Annotated in this window: 16 protein-coding genes; 1 reads left to right on the forward strand and 15 read right to left on the reverse strand. The window is 46.5% G+C overall.

Annotated elements, in window-relative coordinates; genetic code table 11:
- Window positions 1–261: 261 nt before the first annotated feature.
- Window positions 262–1527 (forward strand): D-alanyl-D-alanine carboxypeptidase family protein, encoded by a 1266-nt coding sequence (locus QZL69_RS05825; RefSeq protein ID WP_022214288.1) that lies wholly within the window; start codon window positions 262–264, stop codon window positions 1525–1527.
- 43 nt (window positions 1528–1570) lie between these two features.
- On the opposite strand, the gene QZL69_RS05830 is transcribed toward QZL69_RS05825, so the two are convergent.
- From QZL69_RS05830 to QZL69_RS05900, 15 genes are all read right to left on the reverse strand, one after another.
- Window positions 1571–4108 (reverse strand): YfhO family protein, encoded by a 2538-nt coding sequence (locus QZL69_RS05830; RefSeq protein ID WP_022214289.1) that lies wholly within the window; start codon window positions 4106–4108, stop codon window positions 1571–1573.
- 4 nt (window positions 4109–4112) lie between these two features.
- Window positions 4113–4961 (reverse strand): dTDP-4-dehydrorhamnose reductase, encoded by an 849-nt coding sequence (gene rfbD / locus QZL69_RS05835; protein WP_022214290.1) that lies wholly within the window; start codon window positions 4959–4961, stop codon window positions 4113–4115.
- Between the two features lie 12 nt (window positions 4962–4973).
- Entirely contained in the window at window positions 4974–7418 is a 2445-nt protein-coding gene (locus QZL69_RS05840) for a glycosyltransferase family 2 protein (RefSeq protein ID WP_022214291.1), read from the reverse strand.
- Between the two features lie 22 nt (window positions 7419–7440).
- On the reverse strand, window positions 7441–9858 hold the full coding sequence (locus QZL69_RS05845; RefSeq protein WP_022214292.1) for a glycosyltransferase family 2 protein: 2418 nt from the start codon (window positions 9856–9858) through the stop codon (window positions 7441–7443).
- 12 nt (window positions 9859–9870) lie between these two features.
- Window positions 9871–12051 (reverse strand): methyltransferase, encoded by a 2181-nt coding sequence (locus QZL69_RS05850; protein ID WP_022214293.1) that lies wholly within the window; start codon window positions 12049–12051, stop codon window positions 9871–9873.
- The gene (locus QZL69_RS05855; RefSeq protein ID WP_022214294.1) at window positions 12048–13304 is read right to left on the reverse strand and encodes an ABC transporter ATP-binding protein; all 1257 of its coding nucleotides are present in this window, start codon (window positions 13302–13304) and stop codon (window positions 12048–12050) included. Before QZL69_RS05855 ends, QZL69_RS05850 begins: the two co-directional genes overlap by 4 nt.
- 13 nt (window positions 13305–13317) lie before the next feature.
- Window positions 13318–14124, reverse strand: coding sequence for an ABC transporter permease (locus tag QZL69_RS05860; RefSeq protein ID WP_022214295.1), 807 nt, complete (start codon window positions 14122–14124; stop codon window positions 13318–13320).
- The gene (rfbC, locus tag QZL69_RS05865; RefSeq protein ID WP_022214296.1) at window positions 14121–14690 is read right to left on the reverse strand and encodes a dTDP-4-dehydrorhamnose 3,5-epimerase; all 570 of its coding nucleotides are present in this window, start codon (window positions 14688–14690) and stop codon (window positions 14121–14123) included. Before rfbC ends, QZL69_RS05860 begins: the two co-directional genes overlap by 4 nt.
- 1 nt (window position 14691) lies before the next feature.
- Window positions 14692–15570, reverse strand: coding sequence for a glucose-1-phosphate thymidylyltransferase RfbA (rfbA, locus tag QZL69_RS05870; RefSeq protein ID WP_022214297.1), 879 nt, complete (start codon window positions 15568–15570; stop codon window positions 14692–14694).
- A 32-nt stretch (window positions 15571–15602) separates the two neighbouring features.
- Complete coding sequence (locus tag QZL69_RS05875; RefSeq protein WP_022214298.1) at window positions 15603–16871, reverse strand: D-alanyl-D-alanine carboxypeptidase family protein; 1269 nt, start codon at window positions 16869–16871, stop codon at window positions 15603–15605.
- 14 nt (window positions 16872–16885) lie between these two features.
- The gene (gene rffA, locus QZL69_RS05880) at window positions 16886–18013 is read right to left on the reverse strand and encodes a dTDP-4-amino-4,6-dideoxygalactose transaminase (RefSeq protein WP_022214299.1); all 1128 of its coding nucleotides are present in this window, start codon (window positions 18011–18013) and stop codon (window positions 16886–16888) included.
- A 3-nt stretch (window positions 18014–18016) separates the two neighbouring features.
- A complete protein-coding gene (locus QZL69_RS05885; protein WP_022214300.1) occupies window positions 18017–18958 on the reverse strand; it encodes a glycosyltransferase family 2 protein in 942 nt (313 codons plus the stop codon).
- A gap of 20 nt (window positions 18959–18978) precedes the next feature.
- Window positions 18979–19323 (reverse strand): DMT family transporter, encoded by a 345-nt coding sequence (locus QZL69_RS05890; protein ID WP_022214301.1) that lies wholly within the window; start codon window positions 19321–19323, stop codon window positions 18979–18981.
- Window positions 19320–19703, reverse strand: coding sequence for an EamA family transporter (locus QZL69_RS05895; protein ID WP_022214302.1), 384 nt, complete (start codon window positions 19701–19703; stop codon window positions 19320–19322). Before QZL69_RS05895 ends, QZL69_RS05890 begins: the two co-directional genes overlap by 4 nt.
- Window positions 19704–19718: 15 nt before the next feature.
- On the reverse strand, window positions 19719–20562 hold an 844-nt coding region (locus QZL69_RS05900), incomplete at its 5' end, for an ATP-grasp domain-containing protein (protein ID WP_291518586.1).

Below are 20562 nucleotides of genomic sequence, written 5' to 3' on the forward strand. Positions count from 1 at the left end.
CACTGGATCCCGCCTCCTGCCTGTTGTTTTTTATTCATATATTGTGTCCTCAGACTTTACTTATTTGTTACTGCTCACAGCAACACATATTTTACAATAATTTTACTCATAATCGGCTTTATTTTATCATTCCAGGCCTATTTTTGCAAGGGGCTATATCATTCTGCTTGAATTGCGTCGAAAAATGGGATATGATATGAATTGATATGTATTTTTTTGTTAAAAACGACACACTATTTTATCAGTCACAGGAGATAGATTATGAGATTAAAAAGATTATACAGCGGTCTTCTGGCTCTGGGACTTTCTTGTTCTGTATTGTTCCAGACACCGGTCCTGGCCGCCGAGGAAACAGCCGCAGATACTGCCCAGGCTGCTACTTCTGCTATAACAACAAACAGCATTCCGGGATGGCCTCAGGGACCAGAGATTACTTCCACAGCGGCCGTAATCATGGAGGACAGCACACAGACGATGCTTTATTCCAAAAACATGGATCAGGAACTGTATCCCGGTGCTACAGTCAAAGTCATGACTGTCCTGGTCGCTCTTGAAAATTCGCAGCTTACTGATGAAGTCACCATGACAGAAACCGGTGTTTCCGGTGTTACTGACGGAGGTGCCAATATTTCCGCACAGCTTGGAGAGGTTTTTACAATGGAACAATGCCTCTATGCGATCATGCTCTCCTCAGCAAATGACATCGCACTTCAGGTTGCAGAACACGTTGGCGGTTCTGTTGAAAACTTCGTTCAGATGATGAATGACCGGGCTGCACAGCTTGGCTGCACCAACACAGTATTTACCAAGTCTACCGGACTTCCAGATGAAAATCAGCATACCACCGCACATGACATGGCACTTATTATGAAGGCAGCTATTGATAATGAATCCTTCCGGACCATTTCCAATACAGTTTCTTATACGATCCCAGCGACTAACGTATCCGGTGGTGAACGTGTACTGACCAACAATTTTCCATTGATGTCTTCATCCAATGCAGCCTATTATCAGTACTGTCTTGGTGGAAGGGAAGGTTATACAGAAGCCTCCGGCAGCACACTCGTCTGTGTAGCCGAAAAGGACGATGTCACCTTGATCGCTGTTGTTCTTCAGGGTGCTTCCGGTGTAACTACAACAGAAGCAGTCAGCCTGTTTAACTACGGATTTGATAATTTCCAGATGCTCTCCCTCGGAGACAACGACTTCAACATGGTTTCCGGCGGCAATGTCTACGTACCTGTCGGCGCCACAGCAGACAGTCTCACTACTGAAGATGGCGAAGAACAGGAAAACGGACAGTACAGACGTCAGTATTTCTTTGGTGGTACTCCTGTCGGAACAGCAACTATGGCAGCCACCCATGAAGACAATTCTTCTTTTTCTACTGAAAGCAACCAGAATATAGAAGCTGCCAGAGAATATTCCGCAGACAGGAACAATCTTCCATACATCCTGTTCGGCGGTGCCGGTCTCATACTCTTCCTTCTACTTCTCTGGAGAATCATCAAAGTAGCAAAATCTTAAATTTTTTTCACTTCTCATAAACCAGAAAATCAGCGGTGTGCCCTCAAGCACCCGCTGATTTTCTGGTTTTATTCTTTCGTATGGTCAGGAGCCTGCTCTGTGCAAACAAGATCCAGAACAGCACACTTCCTATCGTGCCTGCCTTTAATCCCGGTGCCTCGAAGGTAAGAAGGATCGTATGATCTCCCTCTGGCACTTCACATGCAAGGAATCCGATATCGCCGCGGAGCAGTTCCGCTTTTTCTCCATCGATCGTGAGACTCCAGCCTTTTTCATATGGGATCATAAACAGGGCATATCCATCTGCTTCTGCATGGACACTTCCTGTCACAACAGAGTCTTTCTGCGGCGCATCCAGCGTCACGGAAGAATTTTGCTCTGCTGTCTCCTGCTCCTCGGATTTGAGTGTCTGGATCTCAGATGCGTCTCCGATCTCCGTTCCATCCTCCAGGGCGATCGCCTCTCCGAGAAGTTCTTCCCTGTTCTCCTCTGTGCAGAGTTCCTTAAGGCTCTCCTCTGAAATATCCTGCGTATAGAAATGCGCTGTCTGTGCATCCAGTACATTCACATGGATATAAAGACTTCCTACCTGATCCAGCAGCTTATATTTTGTCTCGTCCGGTTCTCCGTTTCCGGAAAGGATGTATTTCACGCCCAGGAAAGCAGCCAGCCAGTTATCGTCCACATTGTTCCAGAACGTATAATGATTGTGATCTGCAAAAAACAGTTCCGGATAACAGGTCTTAACAAATTCTTTGACATTTCCGTTCATGACAGAATTATAAGTCGAAATCCCGCGGTATCCCTGCCCGGAAGAATCCATCGAAACAGTTCCCGAAATATAATCCTTCTCTACACGGTAGAACGTCGGATCATTTTCTTTGAGATAGTTCAGGCAGTCCGCAAGATCGACACGGTACATCTCCCGGAAAAAATCCTGCGGTTTCTCGATCTCTGCGCGGTATTTTATCTCCTTGTCATCAGAAGTCCGCATCTCCTCATAGCGCTGTGTTTCCTGCACCATCACTTCTGCCGGAACATCTGTCTTTTTCATGGTGACGCGGTTCTGATAATTTGTTCCGCCCTCAGAAACCACGTTCACGACAAGCACAACGCCCATAACTCCTAGGATCACATTTCTTATCTGTATATCCTTCAGGAAACAGAGCAGCGTCAGGCAGACGGCTGTCAGAATTCCTGTGACGGTCAGGATCAGGATATTTGTCCTGTATTCCTGGAAGCCCGCCTGCTCATATCCGCACCAGTATGCCCAGCCCATGAGGGCAGTCACCGCAAGAATCAGCACGAGGTTCAGCTTGCCGCCTTTTCGCATGTAATCCCACATCCACGCCATCAAAAGCAGAAAGACCGTCATCAGCACAAATGTATAACGCTGTGTCGGCAGTGTGAAGTAATTAAAGACCGTTCCTCCGACCGGGAGTGCAGTTCCGACAAGGATCAGGGCAGCCACTCCATAGAGTACTCTTTTTGCCCGCTTCGTCATGTCTGCTTTTCGGAGGACTGCAAGAAACTGCACATTCAGAAAAACAGCCAGCGTTGAGCAGAAAAGGACTGGATCTTCGTAATAGTTCATCACATACTGCTGCGGTCCTTTTGCCAGTCCGTAACCGTTCTGTAAGTTGCTTGAGAACATTCTCTTGAGCATGGACAGATAAAACTTCCTTGAATATGGCGTAAAACACTGGCGCAGGAAATCAAGGAGCCCTGTTCCGTCGCTTTCCAGTCTGGAAGACACATCCAGGAGAACTTCTGCCATCGGAAGGAACACGACAAGGCTCATTCCCACGCCCATGATCATCTCCGCGCAGCCGAGCAGAAATCTCTGTATCCTCTCTTTCCAGGTAAGTCCGTCCAGCATCAGGATCCGGAAAAGCAGATACAGCCCGGTCGCCGCCAGGCACATGTATGTAAAGTACACGCTGTAGATCCCGCACAGGAATACCATGACCGGAAACAGTGCCTTTCCTTTCTTTTTCTGGATGAACTTCTCACAGAAAAGAAGCATCAGCGGAAAATAGATCACGACCGTTCCAAACTGGTAATGCTGCCCCCACACCAGGAGAAACCCATTCAGCGCGTAAGCATAAGACGTGATCATCTTTGACAGCACGCTGAAAGAAAACTGTGACAGAAACCAGTAAAAAGCAAACGCCGCCACCATGATCTTGAGGATCTGAATGACATTGATATACAGAAGCATATGTGCCGGTCCCAGAACAACACCGACTCCATAAAGCAGCATCAGGAACGGATCAAACAGGTTAAAGTTAAACTGGTTGATCCCCAGCCCGTTATTAAAATCCCAGAGAGAAAAGCTGCCGTCCCGCAGATGGTTCACAATGCTGGTATAGTTCATGATGTACTGCTGCCAGGTATCACTTCCGATATCGTTGAAGATCATCAGGTCATTTCCATATAAATAATCCCGGAATATAAAACTACAGCTTGCACTCAGCAGCAGAAATAAAAAACAAAGCGCCCTCACATCAGGGCTTTGACAAAATCCGGACAGCTTCTGCACTGTCCGGATCTTTGAGCTTGATTTCATCTTTTCTTTCATCAGTTTACATAATTTCCTTCAGATAACGTCCAACAGCATCTTTCCAGTCCGGAAGACGGGTAAATCCATGCTCGTCGAGTTTCTTCTTCTCCATACGGCTGTTGGACGGACGTTTTGCCTTTGCCGGATATTCCGCAGAACTTACCGGGAGGACTTTGACATCCATACCTGCCTGAGCGAAGATCTCTTTTGCAAAATCATACCAGGAAATGTAACCGCCTTCATTTGTTGCATGGTATTTGCCGTACTCTTCTTTTTCCAGCATATCTACAAGAAGTCTTGCAAGGTCGTAGGTGTAAGTCGGTGTACCGATCTGGTCATTTACAACAGTCAGGGTATCATGTGTTTTGCCAAGATTGATCATGGTCTTGATGAAGTTTTTGCCGTTCAGTCCGAATACCCATGCAATACGCACGATGTAGTGCTTCGGAGCATATTTTTCCACGGCAACTTCACCTTCGTATTTGGACTGTCCATAGACATTCAGCGGCTCTACGACCGGATCATCCGGCTCCCACGGGCGGATTCCCTGTCCGTCAAACACATAGTCTGTGCTGATGTATACCATCGGAATGTCGAGTTTTCCACACATCTTTGCAATATTTGCTGTTCCATCCACATTTACTTTGTGGCAGACCTCCTGGTTATCCTCCGCTGCATCCACAGCAGTCCACGCTGCACAGTGGACAACTTTATCCGGATGAACTTCTGAGATCACTTTTTCTACGGCCGCGCTGTCTGTGATGTCCATCTCGGCAACATCAACGCCGACTCCTTCGTAGCCTCTTTTTGCCAGCTCGTTCATTACATCATAGCCAAGCTGTCCCTTTACGCCTGTTACTAATACTTTCATCAGAAAATCCTCCTATATACGTCTCAGTGAAAAATCCTGACTCTTTAAGGTCAGATTTGGATTGTAATACGGATCGCCATTTCTCAGGATATCCGGCCAGCGTTTCTCAAAGATCTGGATCTCTTTGTTGAAACGTGCCACTTTTTCCGGTGTGTCCTCAAGTCCTCTGGATTTGGATTCGTAGTGATACAGTTCTGCATATGGATTATACACGATCAGGTATCCGGCTGCACGGAGCTTCATACAGAAATCAATATCATTAAAGGCAACGGCAAGTTCTTCTGTCAGACCGCCTACCTTATCAAATGCTTCTTTCTTCACCATCATGCAGGCTGCTGTCACCGCACTGTAATCCTGCGCGCAGATGATCCTGTGGCAATAGCCTGTCGTTCCACGAGGCTGGAGCACGAAACAGTGTCCTGCGATTCCACCAAAGCCAATAACTACACCGGCATGCTGGATCGTATCATCCTCATAATACATTCTCGCACCGACTGCACCTACATCACTTCTCATACAGTAGCCAAGAAGTTCTTCCAGACAGTCATCATTGATGATCTCTGTGTCATTGTTCAGAAGCAGGATATACTCGCCCTTCGCAAAGGATGCGCCGTAGTTGTTGATCGCGGAATAGTTGAACTCTCTGTCCCAGTAAATAACATGTGCTTTCGGGTTGGATGCTTCCAGTTCCTTGTAATATGCAAAGGTCTTATCATCTGTACTGTTGTTTTCCACAATGATGTATTCGTAGTTCTGATACGTTGATTTCTTATCGATTGAATCCATGCAGCGTTTCAGATCATCAATATGATCCTTATTCGGAATAATGATGGAGATCAGCGGATCATGGTCACGGATAAATCTTGTTCTGTAAAGTCCCAGGAACTCTCCCTGGTATACTTCCGCATGGATGCCTGTTCTCTCATAATGTGCCTCGATCGCACGTTTTCCTGCCTCAAATGCATACGCCTTGCTCTCCGGATTCTCGGCCGTGGAGTCCTCATGACATCTCCAGTGGTACAGGATCTTCGGGATATGATAGATTTCTGAAGGATCTACCGCCTCAATACAGCGGAAAATAAAATCATAATCCTGCGCGCCGTCAAATTCACTGCGGAGAGTACCGACTTTATTAATGATCTCTCTGTCAACCACAAACAGATGGCAGATATAGTTTACGGTACAGAGAAGATCCGGGTTGTAATCTGGTTTGAAATGCGGCTGGAAGAACTTATGTCCATCCATCGACATCTTATCTTCATCAGAATACAGAACACGGATCCTGCGGTCTTTATTCAAGGCCTTGACGCACTCAAACAGTGCATGCGGTGTCAGTTCATCGTCATGATCTGCAAAAGCGATGTAATCCCCCGTTGCGATCTCGATTCCTGCATTGGTATTCTCAGAGATCTGAAGCTGCTGGTCATGAGAAACTACTTTGATACGTTCATCCGATGCTGCAAGCTCCTTAAGGAGTCCTGCGATCGGTGAATCTGCACCGCTTCCGTCAGAAAGACAGAGTTCCCAGTTCGGATAAGTCTGTGCCTTGACGGTATCAACCAGCTGTCTTAAGTATTTCTCAGGGGTCTTGTATAACGGGATCACGATAGAGATCTTTGGCTGGAAGTCGAATTTCTCTCTTCTCTGTTTCTCCAGTTCTTTCTGGCTCGGAAGATGCCTGAGGATCCACTTCTGATATGGAATTTCTCTTGTAGAAGCTGTCTTAACCTTGGCTGCGATTTTGCCCACCAGCGCCACGCTTCCCTGGCTTCTCCAGTAACGTAAGCCCTTTTTGGCATATTTCTCGACCTTTTTGCGAAGGACGACAGTCGGCTGAAGGTGTGCGATATGGACAGACTTCGTATTTCCTGCATAAAAAACAATATAGACAAATTTGCCTGTAAGGTTTGTCAGTTCTACAAAGAATCCTGTCTTATCATGGATCTCTGTCTCCTCATAAAGCTGTTCCACGTCGACACGTTCTGTACGGAGGATTTCTGCTGAAATCTTCTCTTTATTTTCATCAAAGATCTGAATTTTGACCGGTTCAGATGCCACAGCCCATCCACGTACTCTCAGGAAGCCCTGCTGCACCTTTTCTTCTTCGATAAAAAACTGCGGTTTGCCTCTGCGTCGTTCCAGTTCTTTGACCGGAACAGAAAACCAGCAGAAGTTTTTGTCCGGCATATCTGCATAAACGGAAAGTTTCTGAAAGCCTTCCAGTGATTCCGGGAGACGGATCTCAGCCGTGATCCTCTCGCCGCGCATCAGATCAGGATCCTTGAAACGCTCCAGTGCACTGACCATCTCCAGTTTCTTGATCTCTGCCTTTACTTCTGATCCGTCCAGGCAGGCACGCATTCTTGCTTCTTTTGGCCAGGTTCCCTGAAGGATGTAACAACATGGATTCTGAAGATGGAACCTGTCCTTGGTCACTTCAAAAATTTCTCTTGCCATAATCTATATCCAACCTCATTTCTCAGTCTTCTCTCAGGGAACAGTCCCCTTCTGTCACAGAAAGATTCGGGCTGTAATACGGGTCCCCCATCTCAAGCTGCTGCGCCCATTTCTCCTGGAATCTCTTTACTTCTTTGTCAAAGCGGAACTGTTTTTCCGGTGTATCTTCCAGTCCTCTTGATTTTGATTCATAGTGATACAGTTCTGCATACGGTGTAAAAATGATCTTCTTTCCTGCCGCACGGAATTTCATGCACAGATCGATATCATTAAATGCCACCTGGAAAGTCTCATCAAGACCGCCCACGGCATCAAAATCGGATTTCTTTACCATCATGCACGCCGCTGTCACCGCACTGATCTCCTGCACGCTGATCATACGTCCAAAATAGCCCGGGTCTTCTTTCGATGCACGGCACATGATATGGCCTGCGATGCCTCCAAGTCCCAGGACAACACCCGCATGCTGGATCGTATCATCCGGGTAATAAAGCTTCGCTCCCACAGCCGCCACGTTTTCCTGCTGGCAGTTCTGGAGCATTTCTTCCATCCAGTCCGGTGTCAGGATCTCCACATCGTTGTTCAGGAAAAGAAGATACTCTCCCTTCGCTTCCTTCGCAGCGAAATTGTTGATCGCGGAATAGTTGAATTCTTTTTCCCAGGTCAGTACCCTCGCCTTCGGATAACGGTCCGGGAGTTTTCTGTAATATTCAAAGGTTTCTTCCTTCTCGCTGTTGTTCTCTACGATCAGGATCTCATAATTGCGATATGTTGATTTCCGTGTCATAGAAAACAGGCACAGCTCCAGATCATCTGTATGATCTTTGTTCGGAATAATGACAGAAATAAGTGGATTTCCCTGAACCTTCACATGGCTTCGATACCAGCCAGGACGTTCTGTCATCTCCACCTTCGCATCGATGCCCAGTCTCTGGTAATGCTCACGGACGGCTTTTCTTCCTGCTTCATATGCGTATGCCTTGCTGGAAGGATCTGCCGCTGTGGAGTCCATGTGGCATCTCCAGTGATACAGCACTTTCGGGATATGCGTGATCTTCTGCGCCTTTTCGCAGCAGCGTAAGATAAAATCAAAATCCTGCGCGCCGTCAAATTCAGACCGGAGAAGTCCCGTTTCGTCTGTCAGGCTTTTTTTCACAACAAAAATATGACAGATATAGTTGTTTTCCCTCAGACGGAACAGGTTAAAGTCAGGTTTGAAATTCGGGTCAAAGTAATGCCGGCCGTCCATGCTGACCTTATCCTCATCGGTATAAAGCACATCGGCACCTGTATCGTTGATCGCTTTGACGATCTCATAGAGAGCATCCGGTTCCAGGGTGTCATCGTGATCGCAGAGCATAAGATACTCGCCTGCTGCCAGCGCGACCGCCTCATTTGTGTTGACGGAGATCCCGCCATTCTCTTCCAGCTTGCGGTAAACAATACGTTTCTCTCTGCCGTAATGCTTCTCAATGAATTCTTTTGCCTTGTCATCCGGGCTTCCGTCTGCCAGGCAGAGCTGCCAGTTCTCATAGGACTGTCTGCGGACAGACTCCAGCAGTTCCTTAAGATAAGGAAGCGGTGTGCAGTACAGCGGAATTACAATGCTGATGAGCGGCTTCTGTGCAAAAGCAGCATGTTTCTGCCTGCGAAGGGTTCTCTTATCCACCTTATGGCGCGCAAGCCATGCTTCATATCCACCTTCTGCCACACTCTCTTTGCCAAAAAGCCTGCTTAAGAATCCTTTTGGTTTATTTTGTTTCCGAAGTTCCTCGATGTCAATCGTATATGTTTTGGTGACAGAATCACCACAGAAATGAAGAATGATCTCTCCGCCTTTGATCTCCGGAAGCGCCGCAGAGATCCGGAATCCGATCTCCTGCGTCTTATATTCCTCATCAAGATTTCTTCTCTCGACCACATCCGGTCTGCGTCCTCTGCTGATCCGGCAGTCCAGAAGTGATGCATCCTCCTGATGTACCGTCACTTCCACGCTTCCTCTCTGATCAACGACCCATCCCTGGATCTCCAGCATCGTATCATACAGGATCTCAACACGGTCCAGATGATATTCCACAAGATTTTCTTTGATCAATTCATCCAGTTCGTCTGCACTGATCTCCCAGATGCTGACACGTTCTTCCCCGTCGCGGAGAAAAAGTTCCAGGCTCTGATATTTCTCTGCCAGTTTCAGTACCTCCGGGATCTGAACGGTAAATCCCGGCAGAAAATCCCCGAATTCACATCCAAGAGCCTGTGCGACATCCGGCCGCTCCCGTCTCTGGATCTCTGGCAGTTCTACCGTATCATAGCCATCTCCCAGAAGTTCAAATCCATATGTTTTTCTGTCAGGATGTGAATACCATCCGTCCAGACTCAGCACATGACCATGTCTGTCATCGTAACGTTCTTCATCTATGCTGAAACAAAAATCACCCATTCTACATCCTCTTTAATTTTTTTTAATGCTTCGGTACAGCTTCCAGACTTTTGTGTTTTCCATCTGCTGTATTTTCTGGTTCAGTCTCTGGATCTCCTGCTCTTTCTGTGAAGATACCTGTGAGAATTTCTGCCAGAATTCTTCCCTTGCTTCCTGCTCTTTCAATACTTCGATCTCGATATCCAGAGTTTTGCCCTGAACATGCTCAATGATAAACTGCGGGTCACCGGCTCCGAAATAATATCTTCCATCGCCCATGTCAAATCCGTTACTGTAAAAAACAGCCTTGCTGCCATCATCAAAGGCAAGTCTGTGAAGGAGAAGTCCTCCTGCTGCCTCACCAGGATCAAGTCTCAGACGTTTTGCATCCTTCGAAATCGGAATCTTCAGAGAAAGTCCGGTCTTCGCCATCGGATAGACGGCTGAATCGCTTTCGTTGAAATCATTTCCTCTGTCATAAAATACCTGCAGTTTCCGCTCTGCACCTGCGATCCGGAGCTGCTCATAATAAGACAGTACATCAACTTTGCCCGGTGAAACATCCTCATACATGTCAAGAAGCGGTACATGGCTGCCCTTGATATAATTCTGGAAATTACGCTCCATTGCAGCATAGATCTCCAGTTCTTTCTCTGTCAGACCTGCCTTCGTATAGAAATCCATATCCTTGAGCGCACGGCGCTTGCCGTCACTTTCCAGATAATAATGGATCATCCTGTAAATGATAAAGTTGCCCGGGATCGGGAAACGGAACGTCCACTCGTAATCGATCACGGAAATCCTGTCATTGTCGATCAGGATATTTGCCGGAACCAGATCGATATTGGAGATTCCACTACAGGAAAGTGTTCCTTCCTGTGAAACATTTCCGAATACTTTGACAAATTCCGGTGTTTTATAAAAAGCTTCTCCACTGTGGATCCGGCGTACCTTCTCAACATAACGGAACAGAAGCTTCTCTGCCTCTTCGTTTCTGCCCTGTTCTACCAGCGCATCGAGATGTTCTTCCAGCGTCTTTCCCTTGAGGAATTCCAGACGGACACCCTGTTTTTCCAGTATGCACTGGTTCAGTTCCAGACCTTCTTTGGCATAGATCCTTGCCATCTCTCTGGAAAGGGATTCCAGATTCCGTACATGTTTCTCTGCTGTAGTTTCTGTCGGAACTTTTCGAACAAAACGATCTTTTTTGCCTTCTTTGCAGATATCGGTACGAAGGGCGAATTCCGATGATCTCTCATTGGAAAATTTGGAATATACCGTTGCGATCTCCGGCTTTTCCCTGCCGATCAGAAGAAGGAACGAATTGGAAAACTCCGGGAACAGATCATTGTCCAGAAGAGAATCATATACTGGTGACTCCTGGAAAAGCTGCAGGCGCAGTCTGTCATAATTCGTCTCCAGCCTGTTCAGTTCGCCCTTGAACGGAAGACGCTCATCAGAATAGATCGTCATTGGAAGTTTGTAGTCCGGAAATGGATAATACCAGGATGCTTTGAGGTCCCCTGCCTCTCGTAAGATGGCATTGAATTCCTTCTTCGTAAAGGTCTTGACACCTTTTGTCGTCGGATATCCTTCCAGTCCTTCAAAAAGCGTTCCGAAATGATCTTCTGTACAGCCCGCCCAGTATTTCAGTCCAAAACGGTTTTCGATCGCAAGGACGATCTTGCCGTCCGGTTTGAGATGTCTGGAAATGATCTTCAGGAAATCTACATAAGGAGTACTGCTCTGAATATAAGCCTCTCCATATTCAAATACACCGATCAGCGTGATGTAATCATACTTTTCGGTAAGATTTTTCTCAATATCCTGAAAGTTGCCCATAAGAATCTTAAGATTATCAAAGTCCTTATGTCTGTTGGCATTGATCAGGCTTCTCTTGCGTGACAGTTCGATGCAGGTCACGCTCTTTGCCTTCTTGCACAGTGCGCCAGTCACCGCGCCGCAGCCGGAACCGATCTCCAGGACATTTTCTTCTCCTGTGAATGGAAGCCAGCTTAAGATATTTTCTCTGATATGTGAAAAATGATACAGGATCGGCCAGCTTTTGCGCTCTGCGATCACCTGATTCCATTTTTCTTCTGGATAAGTCCTGGCGATCTCCAGCATCTCATCTTCGATCGCACCGTCTGTATATAAATCTTTTCCCGGATAATACGTGTCATCCAGCACAACCTGTCCTATTTTTTCACTCATTTTTCTTCTCCGTATTGTATCTCTACCTGTGAATCCATGTCATAAAAACCTACGGTGTTCTGTTCGGAAACAACCGTGATGTTGCATGCATCATAAAGTCTGTGGAATACCGTGAATTCTCCATCCTTGTATCCCGTACAGCCAAATGCGAGCAGATACTCTCCGCCCTGAAGGAACATCTTCTGTGTGAAAGTCACCGTACAGGTGTCACCTTCATCCGAATGCTCGATATGCATCTTTTCGAACATGGTATTGGTTCCGGTGATCTCCGTACCCTTGATATCCTTGAAAGTATATGCCATGATCGGCTCCTGGATCGCCTCGTGGAACACAGCTTTCATGCGGATCTGGAAGGAACTTCCTTTCTCGATGGTATTCGTGGATCTGCCCTTGTCATCGATCACGGCAAAGTCTGTGATCTCCGCAAGCTTACTGCCATATTCCAGCATGTTCGGATTGACCTGGAATTCTTCACTCCAGCTTTCCTTCGGCTTCTCTTCCTGCACCTGCTGCTTCGTCGGGTCCTGCCCGACCAGAAGCTGCTTGTACATATCTACCATCTGCTTCGGGGATCCCTCTTCCAGCTTCACACCCTTGTTCAGAAGAACGACCCTGTCACAGTATCTCGCGATACTGCTCAGATCATGGCTTACAAAAAGGATGGTCCTTCCCATCTTCTTGAATTCTTCGAACTTACGGTAGCATTTTGCCTGGAAGAAAACATCTCCTACAGAAAGTGCCTCATCTACGATCAGGATCTCCGGATCGATATTGATCGCCACTGCAAAAGCAAGGCGGACAAACATACCGCTTGAATACGCCTTGACCGGCTGGTGAACAAAATCTCCGATATCAGCAAAATCCAGAATATCCTGCAGACGGGAATCAATTTCTTCTTTGGAAAATCCCATCATGGTTCCGTTGAGATAAACGTTTTCGATCCCTGTGTATTCCATATTGAATCCGGCTCCCAGCTCAAGAAGTGCTGAGATACGTCCATCTACCGTCACTTCGCCGCCGGTAGGATTCAGTACGCCTGTGATGATCTTAAGGATCGTGGATTTACCGGAACCATTTGTTCCGATGATTCCCACGGTCTCGCCCCTTCGGACCTCGAAGCTCACATCGCGGAGCGCATAATGCTCCCGCACCGGAACCTTGAACCCCAGTGCCTCTTTGAGACGGTCTGAGGGTTTGTTATATAATTTGTACATCTTGTCCAGATGTTTTACCTGAATTGCAAATTCACTCATTTTACTCTCCATGTTACAGTACATCTGCAAAGTGTACCTGAAGTTTTTTGAACAGTCTGGTTCCGAAGATAACTACTGCCAGCGTGAATACCCAGAAATAAAGTGTCAGTACAGGGTGGTCCCAGATCGCCACTTTGTTTATCAGGGAGTCACGATACCCCTGGACAATATAAAACAGCGGATTCAGTTTGAGTATTTTCTGAAGGATCCCGCCAAGCCCGAGATCATTGAAGTCCCACATGATCGGAGTCACCCAGACACCTACTTGCAGGACAATGTTGATGATCTGGCTTAAGTCGCGGAAAAATACGACTGCCGCACTTGTCATATAAGTCACAGCAAGGATCAGCATAAAAATACAGAAACTGTAGTACACAAGCTGCAGGGCGTACAGGCTCGGCGGGTATCCCATGCAGGTGTAGATCACCAGAACGATCACTACAAAAAAGCAATGGACAAACACCGCTGAAAATACCTTTACTACCGGCAGGATGCGGATATTGAATACCACTTTCTTGACCAGATAATTGTATTCCAGAAGTGCATTCGTTCCACCCGTCAGTCCCTCCTGGAAGAAAAACCACGGGATAAGACCTGCGATCAGCCAGAGTACAAACGGAACGCCCTTGTCAGAACCATTCCGAAGTGCCAGACCAAACACAAACCAGTAGACACAGATCGTAACGATCGGCTGGATAAACGCCCATACTGTTCCGAAATAGGAACCGGCATATTTTGTTTTGAAATCATTTTTTGCCAGAGAAAAGACTAATCTTCTGTTTCTGTAGATTTCTCCAGGCAGCCAGGTATTTTTATTCAATCCTTTTTACCCCTGTTTGCAGTGTATTCCTTGAAACTTCCCCATTTCTGGTCTTTGTCAGAAAGGATCAGTTCCATATCCTCCGGGATCGGCCACTGTACGCCGATGTCAGGATCATTGTATGCAAGTCCACCCTCATCATTCGGATGATAGAAGTCTGTACATTTGTATGCGAACTCTGCTGTATCAGAAAGTACAACAAATCCGTGTGCAAAATTCTTTGGGATGAAGAACTGTTTCTTATTCTCAGCAGACAGAACAACACCGTACCACTGTCCGTAAGTCTCAGAACCTTCTCTCAGGTCAACGGCAACATCAAATACTTCTCCGCTTACAACACGTACAAGTTTGTCCTGCGGATAGTTGATCTGGAAATGAAGTCCGCGGAGAACGCCCTTGCGGGAGCTTGACTGGTTATCCTGAACGAATTCCATGTCGATTCCTGCTGCCTTGTAATCATTGTAATTGTATGTTTCCATGAAATAACCGCGTTCATCCCCGAATACAGTCGGTGTGATGACCTTAAGTCCTTCGATATGACAGGTTTCTACTGTGATCTTACCCATTTTATAATCCCTCCGCTACTTCGATCAGATATTTGCCATAGGCAGTCTTGAGAAGCGGCTGTGCCAGTTCGACAAGCTGCTCTTTTGTGATAAATCCACGTTTGTACGCGATCTCCTCGATGCAGGAAATATAAAGTCCCTGACGTTTCTGGAATGCTGCAACGAAATCTGCCGCATCAAGAAGAGAATCATGGTTTCCTGTATCCAGCCATGCAAATCCTCTTCCAAGAGTTTCTACTTTAAGAGTTCCTCTTCTCAGGTATTCGTTGTTGATGCTGGTGATCTCGATCTCGCCTCTTGCAGACGGTTTCACGTTCTTTGCGATCTCTACAACATCATTGTCATAGAAATAAAGTCCCGGAACTGCATAGTTTGACTTCGGATGCTCCGGTTTTTCTTCGATGGAAAGGGCTCTGCCGTTCTCATCAAATTCTACAACACCGTATTCTCTCGGGTCTCTTACATAGTAGCCGAAAATCGTTGCTCCCTTTTCTTCCTCTGTACACTTGTAAGCATTCAGAAGTACTCTGGAGAAACTCTGTCCATAGAAGATATTGTCTCCGAGGACAAGTGCCACTGCATCGTTGCCGATAAAATCAGCGCCGATGATGAACGCATCTGCCAGTCCTCTTGGCTGTTCCTGCACTGCATATTCAAATCTCATGCCAAGCTGCCTGCCATCTCCGAGCAGTTCACGGAATACTGGAAGGTCACGTGGTGTGGAGATGATCAGGATCTCACGGATCCCTGCAAGCATCAGGGTTGACAGTGGATAGTAGATCATCGGTTTGTCGTATACCGGCATGATCTGTTTGGAAATTGCTTTGGTCAGCGGATATAATCTGGTTCCGGAGCCGCCTGCTAAAATAATACCTTTCATTGATTGTCCTCCTTTTATCTTATAAAAGTACTCTAATAATTTTTTCTGTGAAGCAGGATCAGAAGAATGATCAGGAGTACACCCATACCAGCCATAACTCCAAGAAGGATTTTGGATGTCTGGGAAAGTCCCTTTGTTTCCGTCTGGCTGTCCTGTACTGCTGTTTCCGTCTGCTCTGCAGTCTGATCCGTCGAAATGTCTGCTGTCGCTTCCTCCTCATTCTGCGGAGCCTCCGTAGGTGTCGGTGTAGGATCTGCAGCCACCACATACCCTACATACTGCCCATTGTAATAATAACGGTTCATGGTTTTTCCGTTTCTGTCTACGCTTTCTGTAGTCAGATCATTGACTGTAGTTCCCGCCGGAACCGTCATCTTTGTTCCATTTACATCAATTGTATCAAAATTATTAAATGCATAGTCAAATAATGCAGTACTGTCTGTACAGTTGATTCCCAGATCAGCAGCCCTCATGGTCACTGCAATATAAGTCCTGCCGTTTCTCTCCGCCGCAACAACCAGTGTATGCTCTGCTTCATTCGCAAACCCGGTCTTTCCTCCGATACATCCTTCATAATAAAGATCAGATTCCTTTGCCATCAGCGGCATATGTGTGTGCATCGGTCTGGATTCACTTAAGTTTGTTGCCGGAATCGTGTAGCCGACTCTCTCGATCACCTTGCGGAATCTCGCATTCTGGAGTCCTGCACGCATGATCTTTGCGAGATCCAGGGCACTGGAATAATGATTTTCATCCGGAAGACCGCTGGCATTTGCGAAATGTGTGTGCGTACAGCCAAGCTCTTTGGCTCTCTGATTCATCATATCGACAAAATTCGCCTCTGAACCGCCGACATACTCTGCAATCTGCGCACAGACTTCATTCGCAGACTTAATGTAGGCAGCAAACCAGCAGTCTTTCATTGTCATCTGCTCCCCGAGCTGTGCATTGATATTACTGCTGTCCCAGGTCACGTCACGGATTCCTGTCTCTGTAAATGTTACAATATCCCTCGGCGAACTGTTTTCGGTTGCCAGAAGGATCGTCATCAGTTTCGTCGTACTTGCAGGATAACGGCATTCATTCATTCCCTTGTCATAAAGAACCGCTCCTGTATCGGCATCGATCAGAACCGCTGCTTCCGATGTAGTTTCCGGACCAGCCGGCCAGTTCTGAATATTATTGGTTGCAACTGCCGCAGGCGTACCGTTCGTAGTAACAGCAGCTGCCTGTACGGGTGCAGAAAACGCCAGAAGCAGAGCACTTCCCAACGCAGCCATCTGGCATATTCTTTTTTTCATGGTGTTACCTCCATTTAAAACTCAAATTGCTGTATTTTTTCTACAATGTATTCCATATCTGTCTCTGAGAGATCGTAGAACATCGGAAGACGCACCAGACGCTCACTCTCTCTTGTTGTATATACATCCTCGCCGCTGAATCTGCCGAATTTTTCGCCGGCCGGTGAACTGTGCAGCGGAACATAGTGGAATGCTGTACAGATACCATTTTCTTTGAGGTAAGCGATCAGACGGCTCCTTACGGACAGATCCCTGGTCTTGATATAATACATATGTGCATTATGCACACAGCCTTCCGGCACAAACGGACGCTGGATCTTGCCCTCGTCCTCAAGATTCTTAAGATTTGCATGATAATAATCATAGATCTCATGGCGTTTGTGATTGATCTTTTCACATTCCTCAAGCTGTGCATAAAGATATGCCGCATTCATCTCACTCGGAAGATAGGAAGATCCATAATCGATCCAGCGGTATTTGTCTACCTGTCCACGGAAAAATTTGCTTCTGTCAGTTCCCTTCTCACGAAGGATCTCTGCTTTTTCCTGGTATTCGTCTTTCTGGAAAACGAGCGCGCCGCCCTCTCCCATCGTATAGTTCTTTGTCTCATGGAAACTGTAGCAGCCAAAATCGCCGATCGTTCCAAGAGCCTTGCCGTGGTAATATGCCTCCACGCCCTGTGCAGCATCCTCAACAACTTTGAGGTTGTATTTCTTCGCAAGTTCCATGATCTTGTTCATCTCACAGCCCACACCTGCATAGTGGACAGGAACGATCGCCCTGGTCTTGTCTGTGATCGCCTGCTCGATCAGGTTCTCATCAATATTCATGGTATCCGGACGGATATCTACAAAAACGATCTTTGCTCCGCGAAGCACGAATGCATCTGCAGTTGAAACAAACGTGTAGGAAGGCATGATCACCTCATCCCCCGGCTGAATGTCACAGAGAAAAGCCGCCATCTCCAGTGCATGTGTACAGGAAGTCGTAAGAAAAACCTGATTTACATCAAAGCGTTTCTTCATCCACTCTGAGCAGAGCTTTGTATACTTGCCGTCTCCACAGAGCATCCCCTGCGCCACAGCATCCTGAATATATTTTAATTCATTTCCGACGATCGCCGGTCTGTTAAAATCTATCATGTATTACCTCTTTTCTTCTTCGGATGTGATATTTGCCTTATCCCGGATCACGTACTGAGGAGTCCTGTTGATATTCAGCATCAGCTTACCGAGATATTCTCCGATGATTCCGAGCATCAGGAATGCAATTCCAAAGAGCACCAGCATCGCGCACATCAGAGAAGACCAGCCAATCGCGATCGTTGGATCCAGAAGCTTACGGACCAGTACAACGATTGCCCCGATAAAGCCAGCCGCTGAAAACAATGTTCCGAAAAATGTCGACACACGGAGCGGGATCACTGTAAAATTCAGGCAGGAAAGAAACAGATTCAGTCCCTTGCGGAAGTTATAGTTAGACGTTCCTACCTCGCGTTCAAAGTGCTCGATCTCGATATTGGCAATATTATGTGTTGTGCGGAAAAACAGTACCTGAAGGAAGATATTGTATCCATCATACTTCACGATCTCATCACGCACATAACGGCGGCAGCACCAGAAACTGCTCATCTGGATATCCTTCGGACGGTCCAGCAGATGCCACAGAAGAAATCTGCTGACTGCTCCTGTCAGATTCTTGAATGCAGAAAACTTTCGTTCTTTGAACACGCCGAATACAATGTCATATCCCTCCTGGATCTTGTCCAGAAAAAGTGGAATCTGCGACGGATGGTTCTGCATGTCATCATCCATTCCAATGATCAGATCTCCCTCCGTATGATTCATAGCCGCCATGATCGCATTGTGCTGTCCGAAATTCTTGGCAAGGTTGATTCCCTTGACATTCGGATGCTTCTCTGCCAATGCATGGATCGCATTCCACGTTCCATCCCTGGAATAATCGTTGACCAGCACAAATTCACACTCGTAGTCTTTCAGTTTCTCAAATTCTTCTATAGCCAGTTCTACCACTTTGCCGATGGTATGTTCTGAATTATAGCATGGTATGACAATGGATACCAGCATGTCCTATATCCCTCATTTCTCTATATGTTAAATATAATAACTCCTGCCAGGATCAGTGCAAATCCTGCCAGTTTTCTCTTCGTAAATTTCTCTTTCAGAAAAAAGTATCCCATCACCGACACAAAAATATAACCTGTAGATTCCAGGATCGGTGACATGGAAAGCGGCACATACTTAAGTGCCAGCATCGTCAGGATCACAGAGCAGAAAAACATTCCATACGCTCCTATCACCAGCGGATTCAGATATTCTTTCAGTGGACTCTCGTAGGTTCTGTTGGCTGCTTTTTTCAGTAAGATCTGGGAAACAGATGAAATAAACACAGAAAAAAGCAGAATGCAGACAGATATCTCCAGACGGTTCATGAATTCTCACCGCCTTTCTCTCCATCCTCTCCTGTTACAAGATAAATCCCGGCAAAGATTACGGCCGCACCTGCGATCATATTCCAGGTGACTTTTTCGCCAAAGATCAGTGCTCCCCATATGATTCCCCATATCAGTGTGACCGGACGGTTGGCATAGGCAACAGTCAGCGGCATCCGTTTCAGGATCTGCTGCCAGATGATCGCATATCCAAACATGATCACAAAAACAAGCCCGAACCAGAAAATAAAGCTCACAGAGAATATATGATCTGTATACCGGGATGCCATTTTGGAGCAGACTCCACTCAGTGAACTGAACAGAAGGCTGATATGAAGCATCAGAAAAATACTTTTTTTTGAACTAATGTAATTTCTCATGTTATTCTCTCACAATCATACCGTAAATTCAATGTTTATTTTCGACAAAATCTCCTGCAGACGTTTCTCGCAGGACTCAAGGCTTTCTCCCTGAAGGATCACCTGACCCAGCCGGTCTCTGCCGTTTGTGTAGTGATGTACTTCCTCACCCGGTGCAATATTAAAGGAAAGATCCACAATATCCTCTGCCGGTTCATTCTCATTGTGGATAGCTTTTACAACACCATCTTTCTCTGAAAGCAGCGTTCTGGAAAGATTTGCCACACCGGATGTTTTGCCACGGAACATCTCTTCCACATCCATTCCGAGAGCCAGTCGAACAATCGCCTCGTAATAGTTGATTCCATAATAAATGCTTACCATTTCCGGCAGGCAGGTTCCTCCCGCTCTTCCGGTGATCTCGATCACATAGATCTTTCCGTCTTTTTCGATCAGGTCGCAGTTGACCGGACAGTTATCAAGTCCCACTGCTTTGATGGCAAGTTCTACCTGATGCCGGACCTCTGCCCCAAGTTCTTCCTGTTTCCTGTACGGAACGGAATGACCGATCGGAGTCGGCACATAGCTCTGAAAAGCTTCGATATTGTTCGGCAGACAGTAAAGCAGTTTTCCATCACGGATCATAGCTTCACATCCGAGCACCTGACCCTCGATAAATTCTTCGACCAGACAGTAGTCCTTTCGTGTTGCTTCCATAGTCTTATTATAATAGAAAAAAGTCTCCTCCCTGGTATTGCAGCGAAAGATTCCTCTGCTTCCCATAAGGTCTACAGCCTTGAGGACTACCGGAAATTCCAGTTTCTCAAGTGCTTCTTCCAGACTGTGGATGCAGATATGTCTCGCGCACTGCACGCCTCCT

This window comes from Blautia sp. CAG:237, assembly GCF_000436615.1.
Taxonomy (GTDB): domain Bacteria; phylum Bacillota; class Clostridia; order Lachnospirales; family Lachnospiraceae; genus Blautia_A; species Blautia_A intestinihominis.

What these genes read in the sequence shown, in the direction of transcription:
- QZL69_RS05825 (WP_022214288.1), top strand. Translation starts at nt 262, where the DNA reads ATGAGATTAAAAAGATTATACAGCGGTCTTCTGGCTCTGGGACTTTCT.
- QZL69_RS05830 (WP_022214289.1), bottom strand. Translation starts at nt 4,108, where the DNA reads ATGAAAGAAAAGATGAAATCAAGCTCAAAGATCCGGACAGTGCAGAAG.
- rfbD (WP_022214290.1), bottom strand. Translation starts at nt 4,961, where the DNA reads ATGAAAGTATTAGTAACAGGCGTAAAGGGACAGCTTGGCTATGATGTA.
- QZL69_RS05840 (WP_022214291.1), bottom strand. Translation starts at nt 7,418, where the DNA reads ATGGCAAGAGAAATTTTTGAAGTGACCAAGGACAGGTTCCATCTTCAG.
- QZL69_RS05845 (WP_022214292.1), bottom strand. Translation starts at nt 9,858, where the DNA reads ATGGGTGATTTTTGTTTCAGCATAGATGAAGAACGTTACGATGACAGA.
- QZL69_RS05850 (WP_022214293.1), bottom strand. Translation starts at nt 12,051, where the DNA reads ATGAGTGAAAAAATAGGACAGGTTGTGCTGGATGACACGTATTATCCG.
- QZL69_RS05855 (WP_022214294.1), bottom strand. Translation starts at nt 13,304, where the DNA reads ATGAGTGAATTTGCAATTCAGGTAAAACATCTGGACAAGATGTACAAA.
- rfbC (WP_022214296.1), bottom strand. Translation starts at nt 14,690, where the DNA reads ATGGGTAAGATCACAGTAGAAACCTGTCATATCGAAGGACTTAAGGTC.
- rfbA (WP_022214297.1), bottom strand. Translation starts at nt 15,570, where the DNA reads ATGAAAGGTATTATTTTAGCAGGCGGCTCCGGAACCAGATTATATCCG.
- QZL69_RS05875 (WP_022214298.1), bottom strand. Translation starts at nt 16,871, where the DNA reads ATGAAAAAAAGAATATGCCAGATGGCTGCGTTGGGAAGTGCTCTGCTT.
- rffA (WP_022214299.1), bottom strand. Translation starts at nt 18,013, where the DNA reads ATGATAGATTTTAACAGACCGGCGATCGTCGGAAATGAATTAAAATAT.
- QZL69_RS05885 (WP_022214300.1), bottom strand. Translation starts at nt 18,958, where the DNA reads ATGCTGGTATCCATTGTCATACCATGCTATAATTCAGAACATACCATC.
- QZL69_RS05890 (WP_022214301.1), bottom strand. Translation starts at nt 19,323, where the DNA reads ATGAACCGTCTGGAGATATCTGTCTGCATTCTGCTTTTTTCTGTGTTT.
- QZL69_RS05895 (WP_022214302.1), bottom strand. Translation starts at nt 19,703, where the DNA reads ATGAGAAATTACATTAGTTCAAAAAAAAGTATTTTTCTGATGCTTCAT.